Source organism: Peribacillus sp. FSL M8-0224 (assembly GCF_038003055.1).
Lineage (GTDB): Bacteria > Bacillota > Bacilli > Bacillales > DSM-1321 > Peribacillus > Peribacillus frigoritolerans.
In genome coordinates, this window is record NZ_JBBOOJ010000001.1 from 4,569,585 (window position 1) to 4,594,430 (window position 24,846).

General features: G+C 41.3%; 28 protein-coding genes and 1 pseudogene. 6 read left to right on the forward strand and 23 right to left on the reverse strand.

Annotation, left to right across the window (positions count from 1 at the left end; all coding sequences use genetic code 11):
* Positions 1-24: 24 nt before the first annotated feature.
* From MKX49_RS22125 to MKX49_RS22150, 6 genes are all read right to left on the reverse strand, one after another.
* On the reverse strand, positions 25-2,874 hold the full coding sequence (locus MKX49_RS22125) for a YhgE/Pip domain-containing protein (protein WP_340878602.1): 2,850 nt from the start codon (positions 2,872-2,874) through the stop codon (positions 25-27).
* 2 nt (positions 2,875-2,876) lie between these two features.
* On the reverse strand, positions 2,877-3,383 hold the full coding sequence (locus MKX49_RS22130; protein ID WP_034310735.1) for an RrF2 family transcriptional regulator: 507 nt from the start codon (positions 3,381-3,383) through the stop codon (positions 2,877-2,879).
* Between the two features lie 170 nt (positions 3,384-3,553).
* Positions 3,554-3,868: a thioredoxin family protein gene (locus MKX49_RS22135; protein WP_340877804.1), complete on the reverse strand. Its 315-nt coding sequence runs from the start codon at positions 3,866-3,868 to the stop codon at positions 3,554-3,556.
* A 124-nt stretch (positions 3,869-3,992) separates the two neighbouring features.
* Positions 3,993-4,343, reverse strand: a complete 351-nt coding sequence (locus tag MKX49_RS22140; RefSeq protein WP_340877807.1) for a VOC family protein — start codon at positions 4,341-4,343, stop codon at positions 3,993-3,995.
* A gap of 174 nt (positions 4,344-4,517) precedes the next feature.
* Positions 4,518-5,165 carry a pentapeptide repeat-containing protein gene (locus tag MKX49_RS22145; RefSeq protein ID WP_323598562.1) on the reverse strand — a complete coding sequence of 216 codons (648 nt, stop codon included), beginning with the start codon at positions 5,163-5,165 and terminating at the stop codon, positions 4,518-4,520.
* A gap of 215 nt (positions 5,166-5,380) precedes the next feature.
* Positions 5,381-5,863 (reverse strand): DUF4306 domain-containing protein, encoded by a 483-nt coding sequence (locus MKX49_RS22150; protein WP_323598563.1) that lies wholly within the window; start codon positions 5,861-5,863, stop codon positions 5,381-5,383.
* A 135-nt stretch (positions 5,864-5,998) separates the two neighbouring features.
* Here MKX49_RS22150 and MKX49_RS22155 point away from each other — a divergent pair, with 135 nt between their 5' ends.
* Positions 5,999-6,643: a DUF6944 family repetitive protein gene (locus tag MKX49_RS22155; RefSeq protein ID WP_340877808.1), complete on the forward strand. Its 645-nt coding sequence runs from the start codon at positions 5,999-6,001 to the stop codon at positions 6,641-6,643.
* Here the strand turns inward: MKX49_RS22155 and MKX49_RS28485 are convergent.
* Together MKX49_RS28485 and MKX49_RS22160 are read right to left on the reverse strand one after the other, a co-directional pair.
* A pseudogene (locus MKX49_RS28485) lies at positions 6,640-6,783 on the reverse strand (VOC family protein); the annotation flags it as partial. The gene MKX49_RS22155 and the pseudogene MKX49_RS28485 overlap by 4 nt on opposite strands.
* Positions 6,784-6,865: 82 nt before the next feature.
* A complete protein-coding gene (locus MKX49_RS22160) occupies positions 6,866-7,267 on the reverse strand; it encodes a hypothetical protein (RefSeq protein ID WP_340877809.1) in 402 nt (133 codons plus the stop codon).
* A 165-nt stretch (positions 7,268-7,432) separates the two neighbouring features.
* On the opposite strand from MKX49_RS22160, the gene MKX49_RS22165 reads away from it, so the two are divergent.
* Together MKX49_RS22165 and MKX49_RS22170 are read left to right on the forward strand one after the other, a co-directional pair.
* Complete coding sequence (locus tag MKX49_RS22165) at positions 7,433-7,852, forward strand: MarR family winged helix-turn-helix transcriptional regulator (protein ID WP_048686687.1); 420 nt, start codon at positions 7,433-7,435, stop codon at positions 7,850-7,852.
* A 12-nt stretch (positions 7,853-7,864) separates the two neighbouring features.
* The gene (locus MKX49_RS22170; protein WP_340877810.1) at positions 7,865-9,064 is read left to right on the forward strand and encodes an MFS transporter; all 1,200 of its coding nucleotides are present in this window, start codon (positions 7,865-7,867) and stop codon (positions 9,062-9,064) included.
* A 59-nt stretch (positions 9,065-9,123) separates the two neighbouring features.
* On the opposite strand, the gene MKX49_RS22175 is transcribed toward MKX49_RS22170, so the two are convergent.
* The 7 genes from MKX49_RS22175 to MKX49_RS22205 form a co-directional block, all read right to left on the reverse strand.
* A complete protein-coding gene (locus MKX49_RS22175) occupies positions 9,124-10,332 on the reverse strand; it encodes a hypothetical protein (RefSeq protein WP_340877811.1) in 1,209 nt (402 codons plus the stop codon).
* A gap of 24 nt (positions 10,333-10,356) precedes the next feature.
* On the reverse strand, positions 10,357-11,187 hold the full coding sequence (locus MKX49_RS22180; RefSeq protein ID WP_340877812.1) for a hypothetical protein: 831 nt from the start codon (positions 11,185-11,187) through the stop codon (positions 10,357-10,359).
* Complete coding sequence (locus MKX49_RS22185; RefSeq protein ID WP_034310708.1) at positions 11,184-11,870, reverse strand: ABC transporter ATP-binding protein; 687 nt, start codon at positions 11,868-11,870, stop codon at positions 11,184-11,186. Before MKX49_RS22185 ends, MKX49_RS22180 begins: the two co-directional genes overlap by 4 nt.
* Positions 11,867-12,247 (reverse strand): GntR family transcriptional regulator, encoded by a 381-nt coding sequence (locus MKX49_RS22190; protein WP_048686641.1) that lies wholly within the window; start codon positions 12,245-12,247, stop codon positions 11,867-11,869. Before MKX49_RS22190 ends, MKX49_RS22185 begins: the two co-directional genes overlap by 4 nt.
* A 191-nt stretch (positions 12,248-12,438) precedes the next feature.
* Positions 12,439-13,194 carry an AAA family ATPase gene (locus MKX49_RS22195; protein ID WP_336865135.1) on the reverse strand — a complete coding sequence of 252 codons (756 nt, stop codon included), beginning with the start codon at positions 13,192-13,194 and terminating at the stop codon, positions 12,439-12,441.
* Between the two features lie 98 nt (positions 13,195-13,292).
* Positions 13,293-13,904, reverse strand: coding sequence for a YdbC family protein (locus tag MKX49_RS22200; protein WP_340877817.1), 612 nt, complete (start codon positions 13,902-13,904; stop codon positions 13,293-13,295).
* Entirely contained in the window at positions 13,891-14,430 is a 540-nt protein-coding gene (locus tag MKX49_RS22205; RefSeq protein WP_340877818.1) for a GrpB family protein, read from the reverse strand. Before MKX49_RS22205 ends, MKX49_RS22200 begins: the two co-directional genes overlap by 14 nt.
* 327 nt (positions 14,431-14,757) lie before the next feature.
* Here MKX49_RS22205 and MKX49_RS22210 point away from each other — a divergent pair, with 327 nt between their 5' ends.
* Positions 14,758-15,765, forward strand: a complete 1,008-nt coding sequence (locus tag MKX49_RS22210; protein ID WP_133352933.1) for a LacI family DNA-binding transcriptional regulator — start codon at positions 14,758-14,760, stop codon at positions 15,763-15,765.
* A 74-nt stretch (positions 15,766-15,839) separates the two neighbouring features.
* Here MKX49_RS22210 and MKX49_RS22215 read toward each other — a convergent pair whose 3' ends face one another.
* The 3 genes from MKX49_RS22215 to MKX49_RS22225 are packed head-to-tail and all read right to left on the reverse strand — an operon-like array spanning position 15,840 to position 17,257.
* Positions 15,840-16,349, reverse strand: coding sequence for a GrpB family protein (locus MKX49_RS22215; protein WP_340877820.1), 510 nt, complete (start codon positions 16,347-16,349; stop codon positions 15,840-15,842).
* Between the two features lie 39 nt (positions 16,350-16,388).
* Positions 16,389-16,889 (reverse strand): hypothetical protein, encoded by a 501-nt coding sequence (locus MKX49_RS22220; protein ID WP_340877821.1) that lies wholly within the window; start codon positions 16,887-16,889, stop codon positions 16,389-16,391.
* Positions 16,886-17,257, reverse strand: coding sequence for a hypothetical protein (locus MKX49_RS22225; RefSeq protein WP_340877822.1), 372 nt, complete (start codon positions 17,255-17,257; stop codon positions 16,886-16,888). The genes MKX49_RS22220 and MKX49_RS22225 overlap by 4 nt, the downstream gene beginning before the upstream one ends.
* A 222-nt stretch (positions 17,258-17,479) precedes the next feature.
* Between MKX49_RS22225 and MKX49_RS22230 the strand changes: the two genes are divergently transcribed.
* Complete coding sequence (locus tag MKX49_RS22230; RefSeq protein ID WP_340877823.1) at positions 17,480-17,863, forward strand: VanZ family protein; 384 nt, start codon at positions 17,480-17,482, stop codon at positions 17,861-17,863.
* Between the two features lie 483 nt (positions 17,864-18,346).
* On the opposite strand, the gene modA is transcribed toward MKX49_RS22230, so the two are convergent.
* The 4 genes from modA to MKX49_RS22250 form a co-directional block, all read right to left on the reverse strand.
* Positions 18,347-19,138: a molybdate ABC transporter substrate-binding protein gene (gene modA, locus MKX49_RS22235; protein ID WP_340877824.1), complete on the reverse strand. Its 792-nt coding sequence runs from the start codon at positions 19,136-19,138 to the stop codon at positions 18,347-18,349.
* Positions 19,139-19,240: 102 nt separating this feature from the next.
* On the reverse strand, positions 19,241-20,407 hold the full coding sequence (locus MKX49_RS22240) for an MGDG synthase family glycosyltransferase (RefSeq protein ID WP_340877825.1): 1,167 nt from the start codon (positions 20,405-20,407) through the stop codon (positions 19,241-19,243).
* A 132-nt stretch (positions 20,408-20,539) separates the two neighbouring features.
* On the reverse strand, positions 20,540-21,139 hold the full coding sequence (locus tag MKX49_RS22245; protein ID WP_053536595.1) for a DedA family protein: 600 nt from the start codon (positions 21,137-21,139) through the stop codon (positions 20,540-20,542).
* A gap of 17 nt (positions 21,140-21,156) precedes the next feature.
* Positions 21,157-21,855 carry a polysaccharide deacetylase family protein gene (locus MKX49_RS22250; RefSeq protein ID WP_340878603.1) on the reverse strand — a complete coding sequence of 233 codons (699 nt, stop codon included), beginning with the start codon at positions 21,853-21,855 and terminating at the stop codon, positions 21,157-21,159.
* Between the two features lie 975 nt (positions 21,856-22,830).
* On the opposite strand from MKX49_RS22250, the gene MKX49_RS22255 reads away from it, so the two are divergent.
* Entirely contained in the window at positions 22,831-23,112 is a 282-nt protein-coding gene (locus MKX49_RS22255; protein ID WP_340877826.1) for a hypothetical protein, read from the forward strand.
* Positions 23,113-23,636: 524 nt separating this feature from the next.
* Here MKX49_RS22255 and bioB read toward each other — a convergent pair.
* On the reverse strand, positions 23,637-24,602 hold the full coding sequence (gene bioB, locus MKX49_RS22260) for a biotin synthase BioB (RefSeq protein ID WP_048686316.1): 966 nt from the start codon (positions 24,600-24,602) through the stop codon (positions 23,637-23,639).
* Between the last annotated feature and the right edge of the window lie 244 nt (positions 24,603-24,846).

Genomic DNA, 24,846 nt, shown 5'->3' on the forward strand with positions numbered 1-24,846 from the left:
GCGCATTGCACCGGGGGTTTTTGTTTATGCATTCATCTCAATATTATGTGCTTTTCGCTTCTTGATGACCATCGTTAGCAATAGCAGCAGATTAAAGACAATGATGCATCCAGTAAGGAACACTATACTTGCTGTCAATGCATCCGCCCCAAGGCTCGTACTCATCGCCTGGCGGAAGCCCATGACAGAGTATGTCATCGGAATGAACGGGTGAACATGACTGAAGAAGTTATTGGTCAGTTCCACAGGGAACATTCCTCCGCTTGCACCTAGCTGTAATACAAGGAATATCATCGCCAATAAACGACCTGGATTTCCAAATCCTACGGTCAAGAAGGTAACGATGAACATGAACGTAAGGGAAGTCAGGATGGAAACCCCAATGAATTGCCCCATATTCTCGACCTGTAAATCCATTCCCCAAATCATGATCGCATCCAACACTAATGCAGAAAGTGTCGCTTGGATGAATAGGACCGTAAATTTACTGAACCACCATGCCACTCCTGATGTAGGCCTGGTAGAAGGCAAGCCTGTCGGGAATCCCATATTGAAGGCAATGGCTCCAACAAATAACCCAAGAGACAATACATAAGGAGCCAGTGCATGACCATAATTCGGCACGTCACTGCTTTTTTGTTCTTTGACCTGTGTCGGTTCAGCAATCATGCTGTAATTATCATCGGTTGTTTTATTTTCACTAATTTCTTCTGCACCATCACTGAGTTTTTCCGAAAGCTCGACCGATCCATCTTGAAGTGAGGAGATTCCCTCACCCAATTTACCTGAACCTTCAGCAAGTGCTGATGAACCTTCATTGATCTTACCCGCGCCATCAGCAAGCTGGATGACTCCATTGCTCAAAGTAGGCAGATTGCCTGCCAATTGTTCAGTGCCTTTAACAAGTGCTGATGAGCCCTCGTTCAAGGCCGCTGAGTTGGCATCCAGTTGATTGGCCCCATTAGCCAATTTGCTTGCCCCTTCGCCAACTTGGCTAACACCGAATGCGTACTTCTCAAGACCATTCCCAAAGGAGGATGAACCTGCTTGCAGTTGTGAAACTCCATCAACCAACTGACCAGATCCCTCAGTTAGTTTTGAAAGGCCATTATTTAACGAGGAACCGCCTTGTGCTAACTGGTTGATCCCCTTCACTAATTCTGGTGTCCGTTCATTTAAACTTTGCGTTGCCGCCGTTAATTGATTGCTGCCTTCTACAGCTTCATTCAAGCCGCCATTTAATTGGGTCGCACCAGGAATCAATTGTTCTTCCAGTGCGTTCCTTATTGCCGTATATCCGCTTAACGCTGAAACGGCGTTAGGATTGACTTTATTCACCGCATTATTTAAATTGGCCACTTGTTCCGGAAGCTGGCCTAATCCATTCAATACAGGCATTACCTTATCCGTTAATTGTGTTGATAAGTCTGAAACACTTGCAGCAAGAGCCGATGCGATTCGTTTTTGTGCCTCCGCCTGGCTTTGAAGTTCATTTTGAATGGCTCCGATTACTTCTGATTGCTGTTCACTGGTCATGCTTTTGAAGGCTTCCGTGTTTTGAACGGCATTGATCGTGCTCTGACCATTATTCGCAATCGTTGATTGAAGTTCCGTTAACGCCGCTTGACTGTTATTGAGGTCTTCGGTAATGCCGGATACGGTACCGGACGCGCTGCTTCCTGCTGGAACCGCTTCTTGCAATTGATTTACACCGCTTTGAATGCTTGTCAGTCCTTGCTTAAGCTGATTCAGCTGTTCTTCTGCGGGCAATTGGCCATCCATTTTTTTCAGGCCGTCATTTAGCGCCTGGCTTCCTCCTGCCAGTTTATTGATTCCCTCATTTAAACTCTGCTGACCTGCTGCCAATTTTGGAATTCCTGTCGATTGATCCGTCAGCTGGCTTGCATTTTGTGATAATTGATTCAACCCATCATTCAAATTCGCACTGCCTGTTTGCGCTTGTGCCAATCCAGTATTTAAAGTTTGCGCTCCTGGAACCACTTTGGCCAGCCCAGTGGAAAGCTGGGAAGAACCTTGTATAAGTGCTTCACTATTATTAGTTAATTCCCCTGTGCCTGATGCGAGTTCGTTCGCACCCTTTTGCAACTGACCGACACCGGAAGTATATTGTGAAATACCCTTATTCAATTCCGACGCGCCACTTTCAAGCTTGTTGGCTCCTTCCATAAACTCGCCAACGCCAATTTGGAGTTTATTCGCTCCATCTTTAAAAGTTAATGTACTCGAAGCTAACTTATTCAGATTTTCCGTCACTTCTTTGTTTCCATCATGCAGTTTTTTTGCGCCGTCATCCAGCTTTGATGCACCATCTGCCGCATCGCCGAATCCTTCTCCGATTTCATCCAGTTGGGAGAAGATCGCTTCCGCATATTCTTTTGTGACACTTTCGGCAATTTCCGTTTTCAAATTATTCGTTGCCTGTTTCCCGACCGTTTCAGAAACGAAACTGCGTCCAGGATTCACATCATACGTCAGATTCATTTTTTTAGGCTCATCATCCATGACGGTAGAAGCATTTTTTGAAAAGTCCTCCGGAATGGTGACGACCATATAATATGTACCATCATCGAACCCTTTTTTCGCCGCTTTTTCCGTTACGAAATGCCATTCTAAATCATCATTGTCCTTTAATTGCTCGACTAGCTCATTACCGACTGTTAAGGTTTTCCCCTCATATTCCGCCTTTACATCCTTATTCACGACCGCAACAGGCAATTTGCCTGTATTTCCGTATGGATTCCAAGCGGAACTAAGGAATAACCCCCCATAAATAATCGGGACGAACAGTAAAACGATTGCGACACCGACCAGTTTTCGATTTGTAAGGAAAAGCTTCCATTCTTGTTTAAGCATATTCACTTCTTTTCACCTTTCTTTTCACGCAGTACATCACTCAATGACGCGGTATTCCAATTAAGAGTCGGTATGTCCGTGGTGCCAAAGCTTTCTTTAAGCAAATCCGCCACTGTTTGGCTGGAAAAGAACTCTATTAAAAGTTGATCCGCCCGAGAAAACATCCGACGGAGGACGTCCATTCCCTTCTCTGCATACTCTCCATCTTTAAACGCTTTTTCTATAAGTCCTGTATCCGGAAACATCGAAATGGGACCTTCCATCGCCTCAATAATTTCAAGGTTTTTAATCTTATCTACACTTTTGGCAAGAGTAAGGCCGCCGTTATTACCAGGAACGGAAGTGATTATCTGCTTTACGACCAATTTCCTTATGATTTTTTTCAAATAAGAAGGAGACACCTCTAATCGCCTGCTGATCTCATTTGACGAAAGCGGGACATTTTTATCCTGGGTAGAGAGTATAACGATGATGCATATAGCTTGCTCGACCCCTTTTGTTAATTGCAAATCATTTCACCTCTTTTAGCATTTATGTGGATATCATATATCCATAATGGATATTGGGTATCTATAATTAAAACCCGTTTCACCTTAGAAATCAAGTCATTTCTAGAAAAAATTTCTAAAAAAAAAAAGATGAACCCCTCATTACAGCACCAGGGGGTTCACCTTTTCTTTTATAGGTCTTTTAAAAATTCATTGACCGCTTCTGGAGTTTTAGCATTTGCACTGTGCAGGTGCGCAACCTTTTCCCCATTTTTAAATACTAAAAGTGATGGAATTCCCATTACCGTTTGCTCTTCGGAAATCTCAGGGAACTCGTCACGATCGATTGTAAACCACTGTTTGTCTTTATGTTCTTGAGTGATCTCATCGATGAACATGTCTAAACGTTTGCAGTCCGGGCACCATGTAGTCGTAAAAATCCCGACCGTCAGTCCCTCTTGGTTGATTTGTTCACGATATTCATGTTCTGTATTGATATTTTTCATATTGTCTCCTCCGGGCTTTTCTTTTCATCATACTTTAATCCATGAATTAATGTACTCAAGGATTAATATATAATTAATTCCTTCACAGTACAAACGGTTTATCCTAAAAGTAACTCTTGCCCGGTTATGCTTTGCGCGATGCCGCCTTTTCTTTATGTCCAAATCTCTCGTTTACGAAAGAAGAAATCCTCGAAATGAAATAAACTTCGTCATCATCCTCTTCCCTGGTCAATTCCACTTTTGATTTCGCCCATGCTTTTGCCGAAGCAAATAAATTGGTCGGAATGTTCATGGCAAAATGGTAAAAAGGCTTTTCTTTGTGATGTTTTTTTTCGATTTCAAGTACACTTTCACCTGCCTTAATTTCAAAACCATCAACCGTTTGCGATAGGAGCTCAAATCCTAACACATCAACATAGAAATTCCGCATTTCATTCCAGGCATGACTATACAAAGTGACCTTATTGATATTCAACATCCAATCTCCCTTCCACTTAACAAATATTGTAAAGCAATACTGCATTTGTGCAAAGATTCCGTACTTTTCAAAAATCTATATAATTCTATTCACTGTGCCTATTTTCACTACAAATAACTCAAAAAGGACCGCCAAATTCGGTGGTCCCTCGTTTCAGCCTTATTGAAAGGTTCACTCTTTAATTTTCAGTCCAAGCATGGCTGCAAAGACTATCGCTTGGTCCGGGGAAACTTCGCAGCCTTTTAAATCTTCCGGGGATACGGTAATCCTTTGAAATGTAGAACTGCTAATATCAATTCCCTTGAGCGGTGTCCGGGAAAAGTTCACTTCATTTAATCTGCATGTTTCGAACTTCACTTTAATGAATTTACACTCATAATAGTCAGCACTTTCCAATGAGCAATGATCGAACCTCACTTGCTTTAAACTGGAATAACCAAAGGCACTTAAATTCAGGTTGCAATTCTCAAAGAAGACATTCCCTAAGCTTGCGTCAGACAGGTTAATGCCTAAAAGTTTGGACTCTTTGAATTCCACACGATGAATCGAGCCGCCCATGAAATCGGCATTCGTTAAATCGCAATGATCAAAGATGACATCCGTCAGCTCGATATTCCTGAATGATACATCACTGAATGTCACATTTTTAAATACAACCTGTGATAATACGATTTTGTCCATTTTTTCTCTATCGATCGTGCAGTTGGTTATGATACGGGACTCAAGATAAGGCTCATCTTGATAATATATTTCCTGAAAGTTCGCTTGTGTTAGGTCTTGGGGGATTTTTGGCTGTTCAATTTTGATTTTGCCTGACATATTATCACCTTTTCGCTTTATTCTTCAATCACTGGATTATCCAATCGATAGGGTTTCATCGCCGGTAATATAGCAACTGGTCTACTAAATTTCGACTTAACTATAAACTACATTACAGTGAAGTTCAATCTAAGAATTTCGCGAAAATGACTATTATTTTTCGTTATTTTGTGTCAACATTTTGCACAAAATAAGCTGCCTCATCGGCAGCTTGCTTACTTCAAGAAAGTATTGAATCCTCTTGGAATCCGGTAATAGTATAGAGCTGCAGCCATTATCGCTATCATTCCGCCTATCAGAAAAAATGCTTGAAAGATATTTCCTCCAACAGTCGGGGAATGGGATACAAAACCACTTGAAAACAGAAAAAGGACACCAAATCCCAACAAGAATAGGGCCATTTTTTTAATCCTTCTTTTGAACAGGATATATCCCGAAAGTATGATGATGTACGATGCGGCTAGGACCATAAGAAGTGGAAATAACGGTTTGAATTTTGCGGCATACACGAAATGATCGAAATTCGATATATCAACTGCATCTATCGCCTGTTCATCATTTACGTGTGTGAAAAGCGTGGAATACTTCCATTCCCAAGGTTTATCCACAATTTCGCTTCCTTCATACCAGGTACAAAACGTAAAAACCATAAAGAAAAGTGCAGCGATAATCATTTGCAAAAAATGGTTAAAAGTCAATATCATCTCCTCCAGCTGTCATTATACCAATAAATGGGTGATTTTCAACAGGAGCCCTAAGTGATAAAGCAATATGTAAACAAACACTGTTTCCTGAATAATATAATCTAACCACTTTTAAGGAGCGTTTGAGATATGATCACTCATGGAGATGACCTCCTTATTTCAGGAGCATGGTTACTCGGCATCGGTACACTTGTAGGTGCAATCGGGCAAACCCGGCAAACTTTAACGAGCACTGACCTCGGAAAAGATCTCGTCCTCAAAGGGAATGGCATTGAAGCCGTTGGAAATTCGCTGCAAGCAATCGGCCGTTCGAAAATGCTGAATTCGGAAAATGAACGTACGGAAACCTATTTCATATTCGGTTCTTGGCTTGAGGCCATTGGCAATATCGCAGATGCAGTTGGAATAGGTATGCAGTTGAGTGGTTCAGTGGAGGAGGGCATTAGAGCCGATGCAATCGGCAGTGGAATCCAAGGCCTGGGCGCAGCTATTGAAGCATTCGGGGCATCGCTGACTGAGGAGACCATTTCACGCTCTTTTGAGATCAAGGGAAATGGCCTCATTTCAGCCGGTTCATTTTTGGAATCCGTGGGAAATATTTTCATTTTAAATGAAAAAGTACGGTTGGGAGAACATATTCTTTTACTAGGCAGCTGGACCCAAGTTTTCGGTGCATTTATATTGATCGAGGCCTTTTCACTTGACCCAGAACCCGAACCTGAGAAAGGGAAAGATGGACATAACCGCCATTATAGCTATGCCAACTATCGCTAAGGGGCCACGAGTTCGACCTTCATCCGATCGGGATCTTCGAAATATAACGCATAATGATCCTTCCCGCCGGCAAAAGGATGCTTGTCGGCATAAAGGATGGTACCCTTTAACTTTCTGGCGATCTCGCCAACCTGTTGCCGGACCGGCCACTCCCCCTACGAGAGGTAATGCAGCCATTTCCCCGCCCCCTTTATCAAAACCAACGTTTAAGCGCAGGTCCACTTATTTTATGATTCCGTTATAAATCTCTCCGCCGCCATTTATTTTGATAATTTTCAGGCGATTGGTATTTTTGACGAAAACGGTTTTATATTGTTTTTCACCGTTCAATTCAATAAGGAATACTCGCTTACCATCGTTATCCGTTTCCTTATTGAAAGTATAGTCTTCGTTGCCGATTTGCTCGATGATTTTGTCATATTCGGGCAAAGAAGACCACTTCTCATGTTTTGGACTTGTTTGAGTTTCTGTTTTCGAGGGTTGTTTTTGTTGTTCACTTTCAGTTTGGGCTTGATTTTCATCGGTTGTTTGGACAGATTTCTCCCCGTTTTCATCCGCTTTGTCATTATTGCAAGCAGTTAGCATTGTTGCTGCGGCAATTAACGCGATCATAGATTTATTCATGCTTCACATCATCTCCTATTCCTATATTCCCATTCATTTTAACTAAAAACCTGATTTAACTAAACAATACAAATCCGAGTGGACAGAATGGATTTATTTTGGTATTATAGTTACTCAGGGTAACAATTACTCACGATAACTATATATTGATAAGAGGTGTTTCTGATAAAGACTTTCCAAAAATTCTTTCAGCAATTATTGCTGCTGTACCGGCCGTTTGAAAATAATCTTAATATCCAGCTGAACAAGCATGATTTACACAGGGCGCAATGGTCCATTTTGTATTACTTGAACAATTATGGTTCGGCGACGCTTGTAGAGCTTGCCAATTACCAAAGCGTGGAGAAACCCACGATTACGAGGACCATTGCCCGCTTGGAAGAGCTGGGGTATGTCGAGCATGTGCCAAGCAAAGATAAACGCGAGAAAAGGATGCGGCTTACGGAGCTTGGCAAAAAGGTCTACAGCGAAGTCCGCGTGACAATCGATCAATATGAACAGGAAATCTTGAAAGGGATCACGGAAGAGGAACAACTCGCTGCCATACGCATCATGGGCGAAATTAGAAATAACATTATAAAGTAAGGAGATAATAACATGGATCAATCCAGAACCAGACTGTGGACGAAGGACTTTGTCATCGTTTCGTCCATCAATTTTTTCATAACATTAATCTTTTATTTACTGATGGTGACACTTGCCATCTATGCTGTTAATGAATTGGATGCTTCTACAAGCGAAGCCGGACTCATATCGGGAATTTTTATTATCGGGACGTTGATCGGACGTCTGTTCATCGGCCGTTTCATTGATTCAATCGGCCGCAAGAAAACATTATTCATAGGTTTGACCTTTTTCACTTTGACAACACTTCTTTATTTTGTGGACCTCGGAATCGGCTTCCTGCTTGTTAACCGCCTGATCCATGGGATGGCAATGGGGATGGCAAGTACTGCGACAGGCACGATCGTCGCGCAGATCATTCCGCCGACACGAAAGGGTGAAGGCATCGGCTATTACAGCATGAGCGCAACACTTGCGACGGCTATCGGTCCTTTCATCGGTCTGTTCATGGCTCAAAATACAAGCTTTCAAGTCATTTTCAGTTTCTGCCTGGCTTTAGGTGTGATCTCCCTTATTACAGCATTCTTCCTGTATGTCCCGGCATTGAAAGTGACGGCAAAAGTTACGGAAAGCAAAGGATTCAAGCTTTCCAATTTCATTGAACCTAAGGCACTGCCCATTTCCATCATCACTCTGTTATTGGCTTTCTGTTATTCCAGTGTCCTTTCTTTCATCAGTTTCTATGCCATTGAAATCAATCTGGTCAATACGGCAAGCTTCTTCTTTGTAGTGTACGCAGTAGCCGTATTGTTATCACGTCCTTTCTCAGGACCATTGATGGACCGGAAAGGATCGAACTTCATTATGTATCCGGCTTTCATTATTTTTGGAGTAGGCTTGCTGCTTCTAAGTATGACAACCAATAGTTTCACTTTACTGGCAGCTGGTTTCCTCATTGGCCTCGGATTCGGTAATATGCAATCAAGCTCGCAGGCGATTGCCGTTAAACTGACACCGCCTCACCGAATGGGGATGGCAACATCCACCTTCTTTATCATGCTTGATGCAGGACTTGGCTTCGGCCCTTATATTCTGGGATTCATCATTCCGGTAACAGGTTACAGCACACTTTATGTAATCTTGGGCGTTGTGGTCATCTTGACCTCCGTCCTTTACTACTTCTTGCACGGCAAGAAGGAACGTACAGCCAGAACGAACTTGGCTTCCATTTAAATGAAAAAGGGATATCCTATTGGAGGATATCCCTTTTTATTTAACAGCTTAGTTGGTCCTTATTTTATTTCCAGGTCATCGATATAAAGTTCAAAACTTTTGCTGTTCTTTTTATTTATGATTGTTTCACCTTTATATAAAGTCTTTCCAGTCTTTATATCTGCAATCAGAAGTTTGGCAGGCTTGTTTGTTTTCCCCACTTGATTCATTCCGTTCAATAGGAAGTACACACGCCCGTTCTTAAAGGCAGCGGTATATTGCTCTTCTTTATTAGCGGCTATATCCAGCTCGGTGTCATTCGTTAACGTTTGACTGCTGAGGTCAAACGTTTTAATGCGATATTTACCTGATTTCATTTCAACTGTATAAAGGTTTTTTCCGTCTGTATATCCTGATCTAGCCATGTCCAGGCTAAGTGATCCTTTTTTAACCGTTTCTACTTTTTCCGTTTCATAATTATAAGATAAAAGCTTGCTTTCCTTTAGTTTTTCCTCAAAGCCATCCTCATGATTTACCCCTTTAATTAACGAAATGAATACCATGTTGTTTGGCTGTGAGGGAGCAAGATCGATTGGCATCTGAAAATCAACTTGTTCTGGGTCAGTAAAGGTTTCAGATACAAGGGTTTTATCGCTCAAGACTTTTTTATTGGCTACATCGATCGTATACAGATGAACTTCTTTCGTTTGCTTCTCATTGTTGGAATTCACATCATTCATCGTTAAAACCTGTAGTTTTGAATGGACCAACTGCACATCCCTGACATCAGCATTCATGATTCTCCCTTGATTCGGAAGCTCAATTTGGAATGAAGTTTCCTCTTCGTCCTTCTTCTCCAGTAAACCGATATCAAACTTTGCCTCCATATCCCCGCTCTTTGTATATTCGCTATTCACCCTAGCGTAAGCAAGAAAATCATCGTCTTCATATAAAGAACTAATGGAATCCTTACCACGCATAAATGAACGATGTTCTTTTACCAATCTTTCAATTAGATGATCTTGTCTTCCAGTTAAGTTCTCCAAGTAAGACCTTTCGCTGGCATATTTCGTTGTATTGGATTCAATTGTTAATGGTTCATAAAAATTACTGCCATTTTGAAGCGAAGCATTTATGATCACCGGATCAAGCTCTTTATCGCTGCCTTCCAGTGTCTTGAACGTATACTTTGGAAGGCTGGAAGCGGAGGAAGCTACTTTGACATAATAGGTCCCGATGCTTAAGATAACAACCATTCCAATAATGATGCTGCATAAATAACGTTTCACCTTGTTCACTCTCCTTTAAAGTTGTTAAACGGTAACGCGATTTTTCAATAACCAAGCACCAAGCCAAACTGATAATCCTGTCAAAATGATTCCTAATGCGAGCAGCAGGCCAAATAATTCATTAGGATAGAAATAGAAATTCCCAAACTCCATTACGAAAAGTGGAGCTAAAAACAACACCGCAGCGATTCCGCAATATAACAAGCCCATTATGATTCCTTTTATGCGGAAACTTCTTTCAAACATGATCGCCGTGAATAATATCGACATGATCATAAGACCGATGCCATAGGAAATCAGGAATTGCGTGAATGTGCTTGGGATGATCAATGACAAAATCGGATTGGCTATCGTGATAGTAGAAATTGACATTTCATTCAAGAGCGCTTCCGGCACATTCGAATTAAATAGTGCATTTTCCATAGGTAATATGATGATTTGGAAAGCAATCAACCCTAATACCATCAGGAAGATGGACGTAGCTTTTGAAAGGTAGATCGATAATCTGGATGTCGGTAACATCAATAGACGATAAATGAACGTATTCTTTCCAAACCAATCACGATACCAAATAAGGAAAATGTAAAAAATAAGGGCTACCGCACTCAGCGCTATCGGTCCTACAAACAAGAGGCTATTGGCGATATGGTTAAAATCAATGCCTCCATAATTGGTAATATAAGCGGCTTCAGATAGTCTTTCTTCTTTCATGATATCCCTGGCATCATTAAGAAGGCTCTTCGTTACGATGATCACGCCGGCAAATTGCGAAACCAAGGTGATCAACAATAAGCTAAGATAGATTTTACTGAAACGGTTGATTTCAAATTTCACTAGTTTTATATATCGCATCATGATTGATACACCTCTCTCATTACATCGACTACCGATTTCCCTTCCTCTTCACGCATTTCTTCTGTATTGAACTCTTTAAGCACTGTACCGTTATCCAATAAAATGACCTTATCGATCAAATGTTCAATATCACCGATTTCATGGGTCGTGATGATGACTCCTCTATCTTCAATCAGGTGGCTCGCAAAGACATCGGCAATTTGCTCGCGGCTAAACATATCGATTCCCGAAAATGGTTCGTCCATCAGTACATAATCGACGTCAAGGGACAATCCAAGCATCAGGTTGAGCTTAGCTGTATTCCCTTTTGACAATTCCGAAATGCGATTCTCCTCTTTAAGCTTGAAAAACCCCATTAGTTGGTTAGCTCTTTCCGGATTCCAGGACGTATAGAAATCCGACATGAAAACCATGGCCTGTTTAATGGTCATTTGCGGAAGCATGGTCGGTGCGTCCGGAATGAAGGTGATTTTTTCATAACTGTCCTTTGTCATCTTTTGATCATCGATCAGGATTTCACCTTTATATGGCGTCAAGCCCATGATCGCTTTGAGTGTAGTCGTTTTACCGACACCATTTATCCCGATCAGACAAGTGACTTCCCCTTTATTGGCTGTAAATGAAACATCATCCAAGATCTTTTTCCGTCCATAATTCTTGGAGATTTTTTTTACTTCTATCATTGTTCTTCCTCCTCCCTTATTTCTTCCGAGTATTTTTCTTTAACCACACGAAGCAGTTCATCAACCGGTACATTAATCGGACGAATCGCATCGACAAACGTATCGACGGCTGCCAAAATCAATTCCTGCCTTACAGCCTGTAAAATCGTTTCATTCGTCGTGATTTGACTGGGGAAATTTCGTTCTGTATGAATCAAGCCCTGTTCCTCCATTTCTTTATACGCTTTTTGAGCGGTATTGGGATTTATATTGAGTGAAGCCGCCAGTTCTCTTCGGGAGGGAATTTCCTGCCCCGCCACGAAATTACCAATGGCTATTTGTTCTTTAAAATGCCTAACGACTTGCAGATATACCGGTTCCCGTGTATTTACGTTCATTAAAACCACCCCCTATTTATTAAAAAAGCCTGATATGCGTGTATGTACTAAGTGGTTCATACACCTTATAGATGTACTATACCCGTAATACACCTAAGCTGTCAACAAGGAATTCCAAAAAAATGAAAACCCCGTATGCGCAGTGCAGACGGGGTTTTTCCTTAGTTGCCTTTCATGGAGATGCTAAAATCTCATTGAAATAGATGATGAAGCAGCCGATCTTTATCTTCAAAAAACTGTTTCATTAACAAATAGTGATTGGACTCCTCTAACGTTACCTCACTCATTCCCTCATCGGAAATTTGGAGGATTTTAGCATCCGGGTAGGCCATGATGATCGGCGAATGGGTGGAAATGATGAATTGGGAACCTTGTTGAACAAGCTCATTTATCCTGGCCAGCATCGAAATTTGTCTCAATGGGGACAAAGCAGCTTCAGGCTCATCGAGGATATACAATCCATCGCCTTGAAATCGTTCTACAAAAGCAGAAAAAAACGATTCCCCATGAGATTGCTGGTGCAGCGATTTTCCACCGAAGGAGTCGATGATTTTCGACCCAAACGATGACTCCCTGTCCAATTCCTCTATATTCGTAGCTAAATTATAAAAGGTTTCCGCCCTAAAGAAAAAATGATCCTTCGGTTTGTATACGCCTTTTTTCAAACGGAGGTATTCGTCCAAATTGGAATGTGAATCATAATTGGAAAAATTGAAATTCAACGTTCCTCCTTCTGGATTGAAGCCATACGCAATCGCAATACCTTCAAGCAAGGTGGACTTCCCCATTCCATTTTCCCCGATGACATAGGTAACACTGGGATGAAAAGCAACTTCCTGAAGGTGCCTGATAACCGGAAGATCAAGAGGGAAATGGTCATACGAAGATATTCGGTCTCTATTGAGGTAGATGCCCCTGATATATTGTGAATCATAATCTAGTTTCATTTGTTATCACCCTTCTGCATTTAGAGCCATTCCATTAAGACTGCAACAATCCAATACGCCATTGATTGTTCAAATTGATAGATTGATAATGTTTAATACTAAATGACCGCCCACTTTGGATGCAATTCAATTAAACTTACTGAAATGCGCTGGGTTGAATCTTTCACTCCCGGTTCGTTTATCAGTGCAGGCAATTCCTTATCCGCATACCGTTGATGTGAATCTTCATTGTCCCATAATGATGCGGCCAGATATCTGCCGTTTTGCCTTTTACCGAATGCGCCTGACAGCATGCCCGGTATCACCCCCCTGTTCCCTGCCTCTTTTAGCACCTGCTCAAAACGGGCTCGTTTAACATTTTCAACAGAACATTCAGCCACTCGAAGTAATTTTCCCTTATCAACAAAACCCGTAATGTCCGTTGTTCCTATATTGGATATGCTCTCGAATATATCGACGGAAATATTTGTATACGTACTTCCCTGGTCACTCTTGGCGAATATTTCATCATGCTGATATTGCATGAAATGTCGATAACAAAGGAGATCTTTCCAAACGGAGAGAATGCCTGCTTCACAGGGTTCATTTCTATTCCACCCTCCGATTTGACCGATGAAGCCAGCACAATGGCGCAACTGTCCCCATCCCTCTTGCGCTTTTGAAAATGAACGCTTGTTTTCCTCATTCACTTGGCATTTAATCCACTTCATTAGCATGATGATCCCCACGCTTCGCCCAATGTTTCGCTTTTTCATCGACCTTTTTGATAAAATCATTTTTCCCGTTTACATATCCTTTAATATCATCTGGGAATTCCGCTGCCAAGCGCTGCTTCAGCCTACTATACTCTTGTGCTTCATCAGGGTGTGCCCGTAAATAATCCCGAAAAGCGAGGTGTCGGGCTATTTCTTCATGTCCTTTTTGGAACATGTGAAGATGGTGCGTCCTCTCATCCCCGCCTTTACGAAAAAACCGTCGTCCGACGATTCCGTTCTCCCCCCTGGCATCATACCCCATCTCTTCCATCTCTTTATTAAAGTCAGCCACACATTCCACATCTTTCACCACTGCCAAAATATCTATTACAGGCTTGGCATGGATGGCCGGAATGGCCGTACTGCCAATATGGTATACATTCATCATTTCAGGCCCGAAAATATCCTGTAATTTTTGGCATTCATCATGAAATAGCTTGGACCATTCTTTCTTATATGGTACGACCTCGACCTTTCTCATGAAAGCCTCCTTGATAGGAATTCGCATTTACATTCCGTTTTACTATTTCCTTATTTTAACACCAATGTGCATGCATCACAAAAAAGCAGCCGGGATAATAACCCCAGTTGCTTTTTGGATAACGCTTACATTTCATTTGTTTTACTTCGCTTTTTGTATGGAAGTCAAATTTTGATCTTTCAAAATAGTTGGTTTCATGCCCCTTCGCTTCGGAATGCCTCTTTCCTCCTGCTTCTTTGCTAACTGCCGTTGGAATCGTCATGCTCCTTTGTTATGATGAAGGTATCCCTTTCTAGTTCAAGAAATAATATCCTTTAGGAGAACATCATGAAAAAAAAGAAAACTACCATATCAGATGTTGCTGAGAAGGCCGGTGTTTCTAAAAGTACGGTTTCTCAATATATTAACCAGCGTTTTCGTTATATGAGTGCTGAAACAAAGGACAGAATCGAGCAAGTCATCCAAGAACTTGACTTTCGTCCCAATGATAATGCCCGGAATTTAAAAGTGAAAAAAACAAAAGTCATTGGCATACTCGTAGCTAATATTTTACATACTTTATCCACTGAAATCATTCGTACCGTAGAAGAACAGCTTCAGCAGCATGGCATGAAAGTATTCATATGTGACTCTGCCGATGATCCAGAGAAAGAAAAAGAATACCTTGATTTGCTCGTTTCTACGCAAGTGGATGGAATCATCATCTTTCCGGTAGGAAATGATTTTAAAGTCTATAATTACTTGATCGATCATTCCATTCCAATGGTATTCGTCGATCGATTAGTTGATGGAGTAACTTCCGATTCCGTTCTTTTAGATAATCATGCTGCAATCTTTTTAGCTGTTTCCATGCTGGCTGAAAAAGGACACGAAAACATTGCATTTTTAACCTTACCGATTGATATCCCGATCACACCAAGGTTGGAGAGGATCGAAGGATTTAAAAAAGCGATGGCATCTCATAAATTGGAAGTAAGGGAGGATGATATTCATTCTTTACCCAGAAACCAAATTCAAGAAAAACTGGCCCGGATATTCGATGCAGAAAAACCACCGACAGCCATTGTGGCAGGAAATGATTTAGTATTACGTGAAATCCTTAGCTATTTAAAAAAGCAAAAAATCTCGATTCCTGGGGAAGTGGCGATTGTCAGCATTGATGATGTCGCTTATACGGAGTTTTATGAACCATCCATCACGACAATTGGACAGCCCATTCAGCAAATGGGAATTAAAACAGCTGAGTTACTATTGAATCGGATAACCAATTCGGATCAGGCCCCGTACATTACTTATCGGTTTGCCCCCGAACTCATCGTTCGAAGTTCATGCTAATTGTCATACAAAAACGGCAGTTTAAACCACTGCCGTTACCATTTTTCAAGTAATTCAAAACTTCACCTTGGAAGTCAACCGCCTTTTGCTGATTCCATGGCATTTAAGATAAATGGCGCTTTCGCTTTTGTGTACCCCACTATATCTGCAGGATGCTTTTCTGCTAAGGATATTTTTAATTGCTGGTATTGTTTCCGTACGTCAGGATGGCTTCTTAAATAGTCCCTGAATGAAAGTTGATTCTTCCACTGTTCACTTCCGAATCTATAGATATGCAAATGGTGTGTCCCCGCTCTCCATTGGCCTTTTCTAAAGAAACGCCTTTCGGGAAACTCCTTATGCGGGACAAATTCATACCCAATCGATTTCAACGGTTCAATGAACATGTCAACTTCAGCTAAATGTTGGACGCCAGCCATGATGTCCAAAATCGGTTTTGCCCCCAACCCCATGACGGATGTACTTCCAATATGCTCGACACAAAGGGAATCGTTCTTTAAAACCTCCATTATCCTCGCTTTTTCCTGTTGATATTCACCGACCCAATCAGGGTTATATTCCTCGATCTTCACTGTTTTTTCCATATAATCACTCAACTTTACATGAAATCGTATAGTCAGCCATCATTTTTCATCACGTGACCATTTTACGAAAGGATCTTGGCTGCTCGGCTCATAGTAAGTTCCGGCATACACCTTTTCTTTTCCCGTTATTTTATTCGTTCGGATGACTGTATATCTTCCTTTATCATAATTTTTGGTAAGATGATATGTCCGGTATGAAAACCCTTTTTCGGGCCCGGTTAACTTTTCCTTAGTTGTATACACTTGAGGTTTATTCAAGTGCTCTTTCACTACACTTTTAATATTCAGCGGCGTGCCTTCAAGCTTAACATCACTTCGGAAATCGGCAACCCTGGTCTCTGTTTTCCCTGAAGGAACGGTTGCCATTTTGATCGTATCACGGGTTTGATCCGAGAATGTTTTTGTGACACTGTATGAATAAAGGATATTCATGGAACTTATATTATGTTTCATTTTGCCAGCAAATTCAGGCATGGCAACATTCAATAGAAAGGTGATCGAAATACATGCGATTAATATGATAAGCGAAATTTTCTTCATATTTCCTCTTTCTCAACTATGTATTCTTGTAATCCAACTTGTTCATTTTCCTTAGGAATAATCCCAAATTTGGCGATTAATAGAATGGCAAGAAAACTGAAACTGCAAAAACTAGTATTATCACTTGTAATAAATGAAGCCTGTATAATACGGGATGCCAATAATGAATTCAAAATATAAGAAAATAGAAACCCTGAATAGGATAGGCAAACCAGATAGTTTCCAATCAATTCCCTCTTGTAATGTACATACTCCGTCTTATTTCCCTTCCTGATACTGACACAATGTCTAAATTGCCTAATGAGACCGTATGCGAAACCAATAATTAATATGACCGCAATGACAAAATCAATTATTGCTTCCTCCACTGTTTTACCCCTCCTTGGTAATTCGAACAAAAAATATAGTAAATTATTACATTAAACTCATCATATACCATTTATGATAAAATGATAAATATTTCCCACTTTAATATTGGAGTTGTATCATGAAAATTTTTGTGAAAATAGTATTATCGTTATTTATGGTTCTATATCTATTAATCCTTACAAAGCTCATTTTATTTAAAACCTTCTCGATAACCGAAATGAATGGTCATATTAGTTTTTCCCATGGCCGCTATTGGGGACTTCATCCCTTTTAAAACCATTGCCCATTACCTGTTCTTAGCGGATGTTAACCCATCGATCCGGATTGAAAATATAGCGGGGAATATCATCGGCTTTGTACCATTCGGCTTGATGCTTCCCTTACTGTCAAAAAGGTTTTCCCAACTCAAATCGATCTTGATTGCAACATTCTGTCTTAGTTTCACCTATGAGATTCTTCAGCTTTTATTTGAATTAGGAAGTTTTGATACCGATGATTTGATCCTGAATACTCTCGGCGGGGTTATAGGATACCTGCCTATTAAATTGTTTTACATCGTGTTCAAAAAGAATGGTACCATTCGCAGTCAAACCAAAGGACAGTAATTTGCTGTCCTTCTTTTGTCACAAAAACCTCTTTACGCAGCGATTGAAAGACGAATACATCCATGTCCTTATTCTTACGTGTAAAGCGAGAAGAGGTTTCAATATAAAGGAAAATATACCTAATATTACTGCGGATGAATAAAAAAAAGACCACCAGATTGGTGGTTGGAGACTGTAGACAAATTCGAACAAATCGAGTTTGCCTACATTTTTTTATGGCTTGTACAATGAACGTCGATTTCCGCTACAGGCACTCGCTTTCCGCGGGCGGTCAGGGAGCCTCCTCGGCTTGCGCCTGCGGGGTCTCCTAGACACGCTTTTCCCGCAGGAGTCTCGCACCTTTCTCTCCAATCAACTTTGTTATAACATTTAGTTAGAAACCATACCTGATGAGTTGAGGGTGTTAGCTTGGGAACTTCATTTGATGAAAGGTATATTTTCCGAACCCCTTTTGTGTACAAACTGAGGCCACCGGATTGGCGGTTATTTCAAATTCTTAAATCCGTATTTTTCAAAGATTTTCATGGAGGCTTCCGTTTGGAGATAGTCATAGAATAGCTTGGCTTCCTTGGAATGATCCAGGTTATGGATCATTCCCACGGGATATATGATCGGATCATGTAAATCTCCCTGGGCTGCTGCAATGATTTCAACTTTTGATGAGTTGAGCGCATCCGTTTTATAAACGAGGCCTGCGTCCACATTTCCCGTTTCCACATATGTAAGCACTTGCCGGACATCCTTGGCATATACCAATCGATCTTCAATCTCTTTGAAAAGGTTCATGTTTTCCAAAGTTTGTTTCGCATATTGCCCTGCCGGTACAGACTCTGGAGTGCCAATCGAAATTTTATCGGCCTTTGTGAGGTCTTCCAGTGATTCGATTTCCTTTTTGGAATCCTTTGGCACCACCAGCACCAGGTCATTGCCGACTAAATCGATTCCATTCTTCTCTTCAATAAGATCTTCCTCTATTAATTTATCAAATTTATCTTCTGCTGCTGAGAAAAACAGGTCAACAGGTGCACCTTGGGATATCTGTTGCTGAAGAGCTCCAGAGGCTCCAAAGTTATAATGAACTTCCACATTTGCATTCTCTTTTTCAAAAGACTTCTTTATATCATTCAAGGCATCTTGCAAACTTACAGCTGCGGAAACCGTCAATTCCACTTTTCCTCCGGATTGCGCCTTCATTTCCGTTTCATCACTTGAACACCCTGCACCCGCCATCACAAGCATCATCATCAAAAAAATCATAAGGTTTGTTTTTTTCAAAGTCACTCTTCCTTCCGGCCTTTCATTATAGGATGGCTGCTAATTCAGCAGCCTTCCGTATTCATTCTTCCTTTTAGGTTCACCAGCGGGAACACCAAGCATTTAGCTATAAAGAAGTTTGGGCTGTCGGGCTAGATAGGAAGGCGTACCATTTTGATTGAGATTAAGGATCAATTTCATGACCTCCACTATTCCCTCAGGTTTCTCCAACTCTATTTCCTTATGATAGGACTCTATGGATGTGTTCCATTTTTTCATTTTACTCTGATCCTTCAATATACTCAGCAATTGTTTTTCAAAAGGCGTTTTCTGATTAAGTTTAAATACAAGGCCTTGCTGTTTTAGATACTGCAGATTGATTTCCTCCTGCCCCGGAAGTCTGGAATGAACAAAAATCGGAAGCTTTTTTCGCAATGATTCACTGATCGTGACACCGCCCGGTTTCGTAACGATTGCGTCCACTTCTTCATATAGCTTATTCATTTCAGACCTTGATGAGATATAGGGCAATGGTTTGATATGAGGTAAGTTCCATGTATTGATTTCTTCATAAAGCTTGTTGTTATTTCCGCAAAGAACTAAATAATCAAAGTCGGTTGAATTCTTTAACTCATCACCTAAGTTCAAAATCCCTCCCAGACCGCTATTTCCTCCGGATATCAAAATTTTTGGCCGTTCTGTGTTTCTTTGGACACGGGCATTTTTTGTGATTTCCTCGTGCACGGGAATGCCAGTGACCATCATCGTTTGTTTTGGTATTTGACGCTTACTCATCAGCTTTTCTTTCACTTCTTGACTAGGAAGAAAATGGGCATCTATCCCTTCGCTTCCCCACACATTATTAATAAAAAAGTCCGTGTACACGTTTATTACCGGTGTGCTGCACTTCCCTTTCATCTTTAACTGACTCAAAAGATATGAAGGGAAACCGTGTGTACACACAATTAAATCAGGCTTTTCTTCCTCTATCAATCGTTCCATCTTATTCATGAATAATTGCTGATACCATTTACATACACTTTCCTTTGGCGAGTGAACATAAAACAGGTTCTTATAGGCAAGATTATAGGTTTCCGGAGCATAACGGATCCATGTCAGATAACTATTTGCAATGAATTTTTCTAGAGAGGTATTGGTATAACTGATTAGATCGATTTTTTTATAAGTAATCCCATTTGAATGCTTTTTTAACATATCCATCAATGCCTCTGCAACTTGATGATGTCCCGACTGCATTCGAAAGAGAGGTAAAAACAAAATCTTCTTCATATGTGTCATCTCCTAAGAAATCATTCTGAAAATACAAAATATATAGTTCATGATATCTTCCTCTTACAATATCGTTGAACACATTCCTTAAATCGATTTTTCATTTCCGACGTTTTATAATAAGGAGCCGACTCAACTTTTGGATCTTTGTTTTCTCTTTTTAATGTATTTGATAGTAACATATAGAACAAAAATAACTAAAAATACAACACCTAAATATGGAACATATTTGGGATTAACATTAAAAGCATCCCCCACATAATAACCGGCCACTATAAAAGGGACGGTCCATAATATAGTGCCTAATAGGGAAAATAGGAAGTATTTCCGAAAGGGTATAGAAGAGATTCCTGCAAAATATGGACTTATTTGCCTCATCCCCGGAATATAAAATCCCAATACTAACGTTTTTCGTGCATTATCCGTATAGTTTCTCTTTGCTTTCTCCCAGCGTTCAGCCGTAATCCCAATGAATCTTCCATATTTATTTATAAATGGATACCCCACATATTTTCCGCATGCATAAGCTGCAAGCATTCCGATAAAGGCGCCGAGAATTGCACACAGCATAGCTAAACCCATAGAGAGCTTACCTTGGACAACCAGCACCCCAATTAGAAATAGAAGTGATTCTTCTGGAGCAGGCACGCCCACAATGCCGAAGAATAAAAAAAGAAAAATGATCAGGTATCCATATGAATCAATAAAATGTAAAAGCGTATCTATATCCATAATACCCCCGGAATTAGTTATAAGTCTTTTAAAGAAATAAAGTGTGTTCCTTTTTCCTTACTCTCCTGCAGGTAAATTTTTAACATTTCAATCATATAGCCTGGCGCCTCTTTATCCGCACCCACGGTTTCGCCACAGTCATGAAGCAACAGGATGGAACCTTCTGTCGAAGTGCTTCGAAGCTGATCAAGCAGAGTGCTTTTGCAATTTTCGACTTTCCAATCCCCGAAGATGCCGGACCACATAATCACTTTATATTTCTTACTGAAAAGTGGGGTGAAGATATTGAAATGGCCCCATGGCGGTCTATAAAATATCACCTTTTCATTCGTGCATTCCGTTATCGCCTTTTCAGTCATTTCCAACTGTTTTCGCAGATGAATTGGTGATAGGACCCAACTTGAAACATGATGAAAATGATGGATACCTATCGTATGTCCCTCTTCATGCATTCTTTTAATAATCCCAGGATTACTTTTCACCTTACTGCCCACAACAAAAAATGTGGCCTTTATCTCATATTCTTTTAAAAGATCCAGTAATTTTATCGTATATTCAGGGTTTGGGCCATCATCGAAGGTTAGCGCAATCCCATTATTCGAATTGATTTTTTTGGTTATTCCCAGGCTGCATACACGAATTAGCACTGTAGGGATAATAGTATAAAATATTAATAGCAATAATAAAATAATAAAACTAATCAGCCATATATGCATCACACAAAACTATCCTCTCATTATTGATATTACCAATACTGATCCTTTCCCTATATCATAATCATTTACTACAATGCAGCAAATGTTATAGTATTCAGGTAATTCATTATAAAACCTCACTAACAATTTAGCATTTTTTTTTCATTATTTTCACTTATCATTATTTTTTTATTTTTGTAAAGGGTGAAGGACATTAGTTCTATTACAGCAATGTCTGCAGTTTTTTTCTTTGAAAACCGTTCCAGTTGATTCCAGAAATCCGCTCCCTTTCCGCCGACTGCCTGCCGAGCCTCCTCGCCGATAAACGGCTGTGGGGTCTCGGCTAGCCAGTTATTCGGCAGGAGTCTCGCAAATTTCTCCCATCCTTTTAGGATTACTGTAAAACATGAAGGATTCCCTATCTTAAACTTGCTTCGGGATGTGTCCGACCCTACAGTTTTTTCTTGAAATCACACTCCAGTTGATTCCAGAAATCCGCCCTTTCCGCCGACTGCCTGCCGAGCCTCCTCGCCGATAAACGGCTGTGGGGTCTCGACTAGCCAGTTATTCGGCAGGAGTCTCGCAAATTTCTTCCATCCTTTAAGGATTACTGTAAAACATGAAGGATTCCCTATCTTAAACTTGCTTCGGGATGTGTCCGACCCTACAGTTTTTTCTTGAAATCACACTCCAGTTGATTCCAGAAATCCGCTCCCTTTCCGCCGACTGCCTGCCGAGCCTCCTCGCCGGTAAACGGCTGTGGGGTCTCGGCTAGCCAGTTATTCGGCAGGAGTGTCGCTCATTTCTTCCATCCATTAAGGGGTACTGTAAAAAAACATGAAGGATAAACGAGTCTTGTTTAAGATTATGGTTCGGGGCGAGAGCAATTCGAAACTCCTTTTGCCGGAAAATTGATGGAACCGCCAGACCGTATACGAATTGGAGAAGAAGAGCCAGTTTCCCTACAATATCTCTAAAAAAAGAAGTTCCAGCTGATTGGAACGTAAGGTACGAGACTCCTGCGGGAAAAGCGTGGCCAAGGGAGACCCCGCAGGCGAACGCGAAGGAGGCTCCCTGGACCGCCCGCGGAAAGCGAGTGCCTGGAGTGGAAATCATTACACATACCCACTTTCGGAAATCCTCTCCCTTTCCGCCGACTGTCTGCCAAGCCTCTTCACCGTAAGCGGCTGTGGAGTCTTGGCTAGCCAGTTATTCGGCAGGAGTGTCGCTCATTTCTTCCATCCATTAAGGGGTACTGTAAAAAAACATGAAGGATAAACTAGTCTTATTTAAGATTATGGTTCGGGGCGAGAGCAATTCGAAACTCCTTTTGCCGGAAAATTGATGGAACCGCCAGACTGTATACGAATTGGAGAAGAAGAGCCAGTTTCCCTACAATATCTCTAAAAAAAGAAGTTCCAGCTGATTGGAAGACTCCTGCGGGAAAAGCGTGGCCAAGGGAGACCCCGCAGGCGAACGCCGAGGATGGCTCCCCGGACCGCCCGCGGAAAGCGAGTGCCTGGAGTGGAAATCATTACACATACCCACTTCCGGAAATCCGCTCCCCCTCCACCGACTGTCTGCCAAGCCTCTTCACCGTAAGCGGCTGTGAAGTCTTGGCTAGCCAGTTATTCGGCAGGAGTCTCGCTCATTCAATCCAATAAGGAATACTGTAAAAAAACAACTAGTCTTGTTTAAGATTATGGTTCGAAGCGGGATTATTCCGAACCTCCTTTTATCGACAAACTGAAAAAAACACCCTAAGGGTGTTTTTTAGTTTGTCTCAATAATTTTCTTTTCAATTAAAGGGCACATTCTTCAATTTCAAATCCCAGGTCTTCGATGATTCCCCAGTCCGCTGTGGGTTCTTGACCAGCTGTCGTTAAATAGTCGCCGACGAAGATGGAATTGGCTGCATAAAGTGCCATGGGCTGCATGGAACGGAGATTGACCTCCCTGCCGCCGGCCAGGCGGATTTCCTTACTTGGATTAACGAATCTCATCATCGAAATCAATTTCAGGCATTTAGTGGGGGTCAGCTCGGAAGTTCCCTCAAGCGGCGTTCCGTCAATTGCATTGAGAAAATTACAAGGAATGGAATCTGCATCAAGGCTGCGTAAGGATAGAGCGATTTCCACCGCTTCCGCCTCAGATTCGCCCATTCCGAAAATGGCTCCAGAGCATGGGGACATTCCGGCTTCTTTCACAGCTTCCACTGTATCTACCCGGTCTTCATATGTATGTGTCGATGTAATTTTACTGTAGTTTTCCTGTGATGTATTCAAGTTGTGGTTATAGCGATGAACGCCTGCTTCCGCTAGTTTACCGGCATGTTCCTCATTCAGGAAACCTAAACAGCAGCAGATTTTAAGATCCGTCGTTTCGCGGATTTCTTTTACCGCATCAATGACATGATCGATTTCCCTGTTTGTCGGACGACGGCCAGAAGCAACGATGCAATAAGTACCCGCTTTCCGGCGAATGGATTCTTGCGCTCCCTCGACAATCTTTTCTTTAGTCAGCCAAGCATATTTATCGATTGGGGCTTCCGAGACGATCGACTGCGAGCAGTAGCCGCAATCCTCGGGACATAATCCTGATTTCGTATTGATGATCATATTCAATTTTACCTTTTTCCCATAATGATGTTTACGTATGAGATAGGCTGCATTCAGAATTTCCAAAACCTCTTCGTCTGGGGCTTGGACGATGGATAATGCCTCTTCCTCCGTCACTTTATATCCTTTGATAACGTTCTCCGCTAACATCTTCCAATCCCTTACCAATGTTTCCAAACCTATCCCTCTTTTCTTTTATTGTGTGCCGAATCGCCATTCCTTGAAAAGGAACATATCCTGTTCCGGTTCTCCGCACATAAAACGGAAGATATCCAGTAATAGACCTGCTTCCTGCAACCTGCTGCGTCGCATGTGCACCATCAGCCTCAATGGGCAATTAACATTTAGCAGTATCAATGGAGTGATAATATTTGTTAACCTAAAATATATTAAG

Excerpts from the sequence above, each read along its gene's own strand:
- MKX49_RS22170 (WP_340877810.1), top strand. The coding sequence starts at position 7,865 with ATGGATCAATCCAGAACCAGACTGTGGACGAAGGACTTTGTCATCGTT.
- MKX49_RS22210 (WP_133352933.1), top strand. The coding sequence starts at position 14,758 with ATGAAAAAAAAGAAAACTACCATATCAGATGTTGCTGAGAAGGCCGGT.
- bioB (WP_048686316.1), bottom strand. The coding sequence starts at position 24,602 with ATGTTAGCGGAGAACGTTATCAAAGGATATAAAGTGACGGAGGAAGAG.
- MKX49_RS22185 (WP_034310708.1), bottom strand. The coding sequence starts at position 11,870 with ATGATAGAAGTAAAAAAAATCTCCAAGAATTATGGACGGAAAAAGATC.
- MKX49_RS22250 (WP_340878603.1), bottom strand. The coding sequence starts at position 21,855 with ATGCATATATGGCTGATTAGTTTTATTATTTTATTATTGCTATTAATA.
- MKX49_RS22200 (WP_340877817.1), bottom strand. The coding sequence starts at position 13,904 with ATGAAGTGGATTAAATGCCAAGTGAATGAGGAAAACAAGCGTTCATTT.
- MKX49_RS22230 (WP_340877823.1), top strand. The coding sequence starts at position 17,480 with ATGGTCATATTAGTTTTTCCCATGGCCGCTATTGGGGACTTCATCCCT.
- MKX49_RS22215 (WP_340877820.1), bottom strand. The coding sequence starts at position 16,349 with ATGGAAAAAACAGTGAAGATCGAGGAATATAACCCTGATTGGGTCGGT.
- MKX49_RS22155 (WP_340877808.1), top strand. The coding sequence starts at position 5,999 with ATGATCACTCATGGAGATGACCTCCTTATTTCAGGAGCATGGTTACTC.
- MKX49_RS22160 (WP_340877809.1), bottom strand. The coding sequence starts at position 7,267 with ATGAATAAATCTATGATCGCGTTAATTGCCGCAGCAACAATGCTAACT.
- MKX49_RS22220 (WP_340877821.1), bottom strand. The coding sequence starts at position 16,889 with ATGAAGAAAATTTCGCTTATCATATTAATCGCATGTATTTCGATCACC.
- MKX49_RS22125 (WP_340878602.1), bottom strand. The coding sequence starts at position 2,874 with ATGCTTAAACAAGAATGGAAGCTTTTCCTTACAAATCGAAAACTGGTC.
- MKX49_RS22205 (WP_340877818.1), bottom strand. The coding sequence starts at position 14,430 with ATGAGAAAGGTCGAGGTCGTACCATATAAGAAAGAATGGTCCAAGCTA.
- MKX49_RS22190 (WP_048686641.1), bottom strand. The coding sequence starts at position 12,247 with ATGAACGTAAATACACGGGAACCGGTATATCTGCAAGTCGTTAGGCAT.
- MKX49_RS22180 (WP_340877812.1), bottom strand. The coding sequence starts at position 11,187 with ATGATGCGATATATAAAACTAGTGAAATTTGAAATCAACCGTTTCAGT.
- MKX49_RS22240 (WP_340877825.1), bottom strand. The coding sequence starts at position 20,407 with ATGAAGAAGATTTTGTTTTTACCTCTCTTTCGAATGCAGTCGGGACAT.
- MKX49_RS22135 (WP_340877804.1), bottom strand. The coding sequence starts at position 3,868 with ATGAAAAATATCAATACAGAACATGAATATCGTGAACAAATCAACCAA.
- MKX49_RS22245 (WP_053536595.1), bottom strand. The coding sequence starts at position 21,139 with ATGGATATAGATACGCTTTTACATTTTATTGATTCATATGGATACCTG.
- MKX49_RS22145 (WP_323598562.1), bottom strand. The coding sequence starts at position 5,165 with ATGTCAGGCAAAATCAAAATTGAACAGCCAAAAATCCCCCAAGACCTA.
- MKX49_RS22195 (WP_336865135.1), bottom strand. The coding sequence starts at position 13,194 with ATGAAACTAGATTATGATTCACAATATATCAGGGGCATCTACCTCAAT.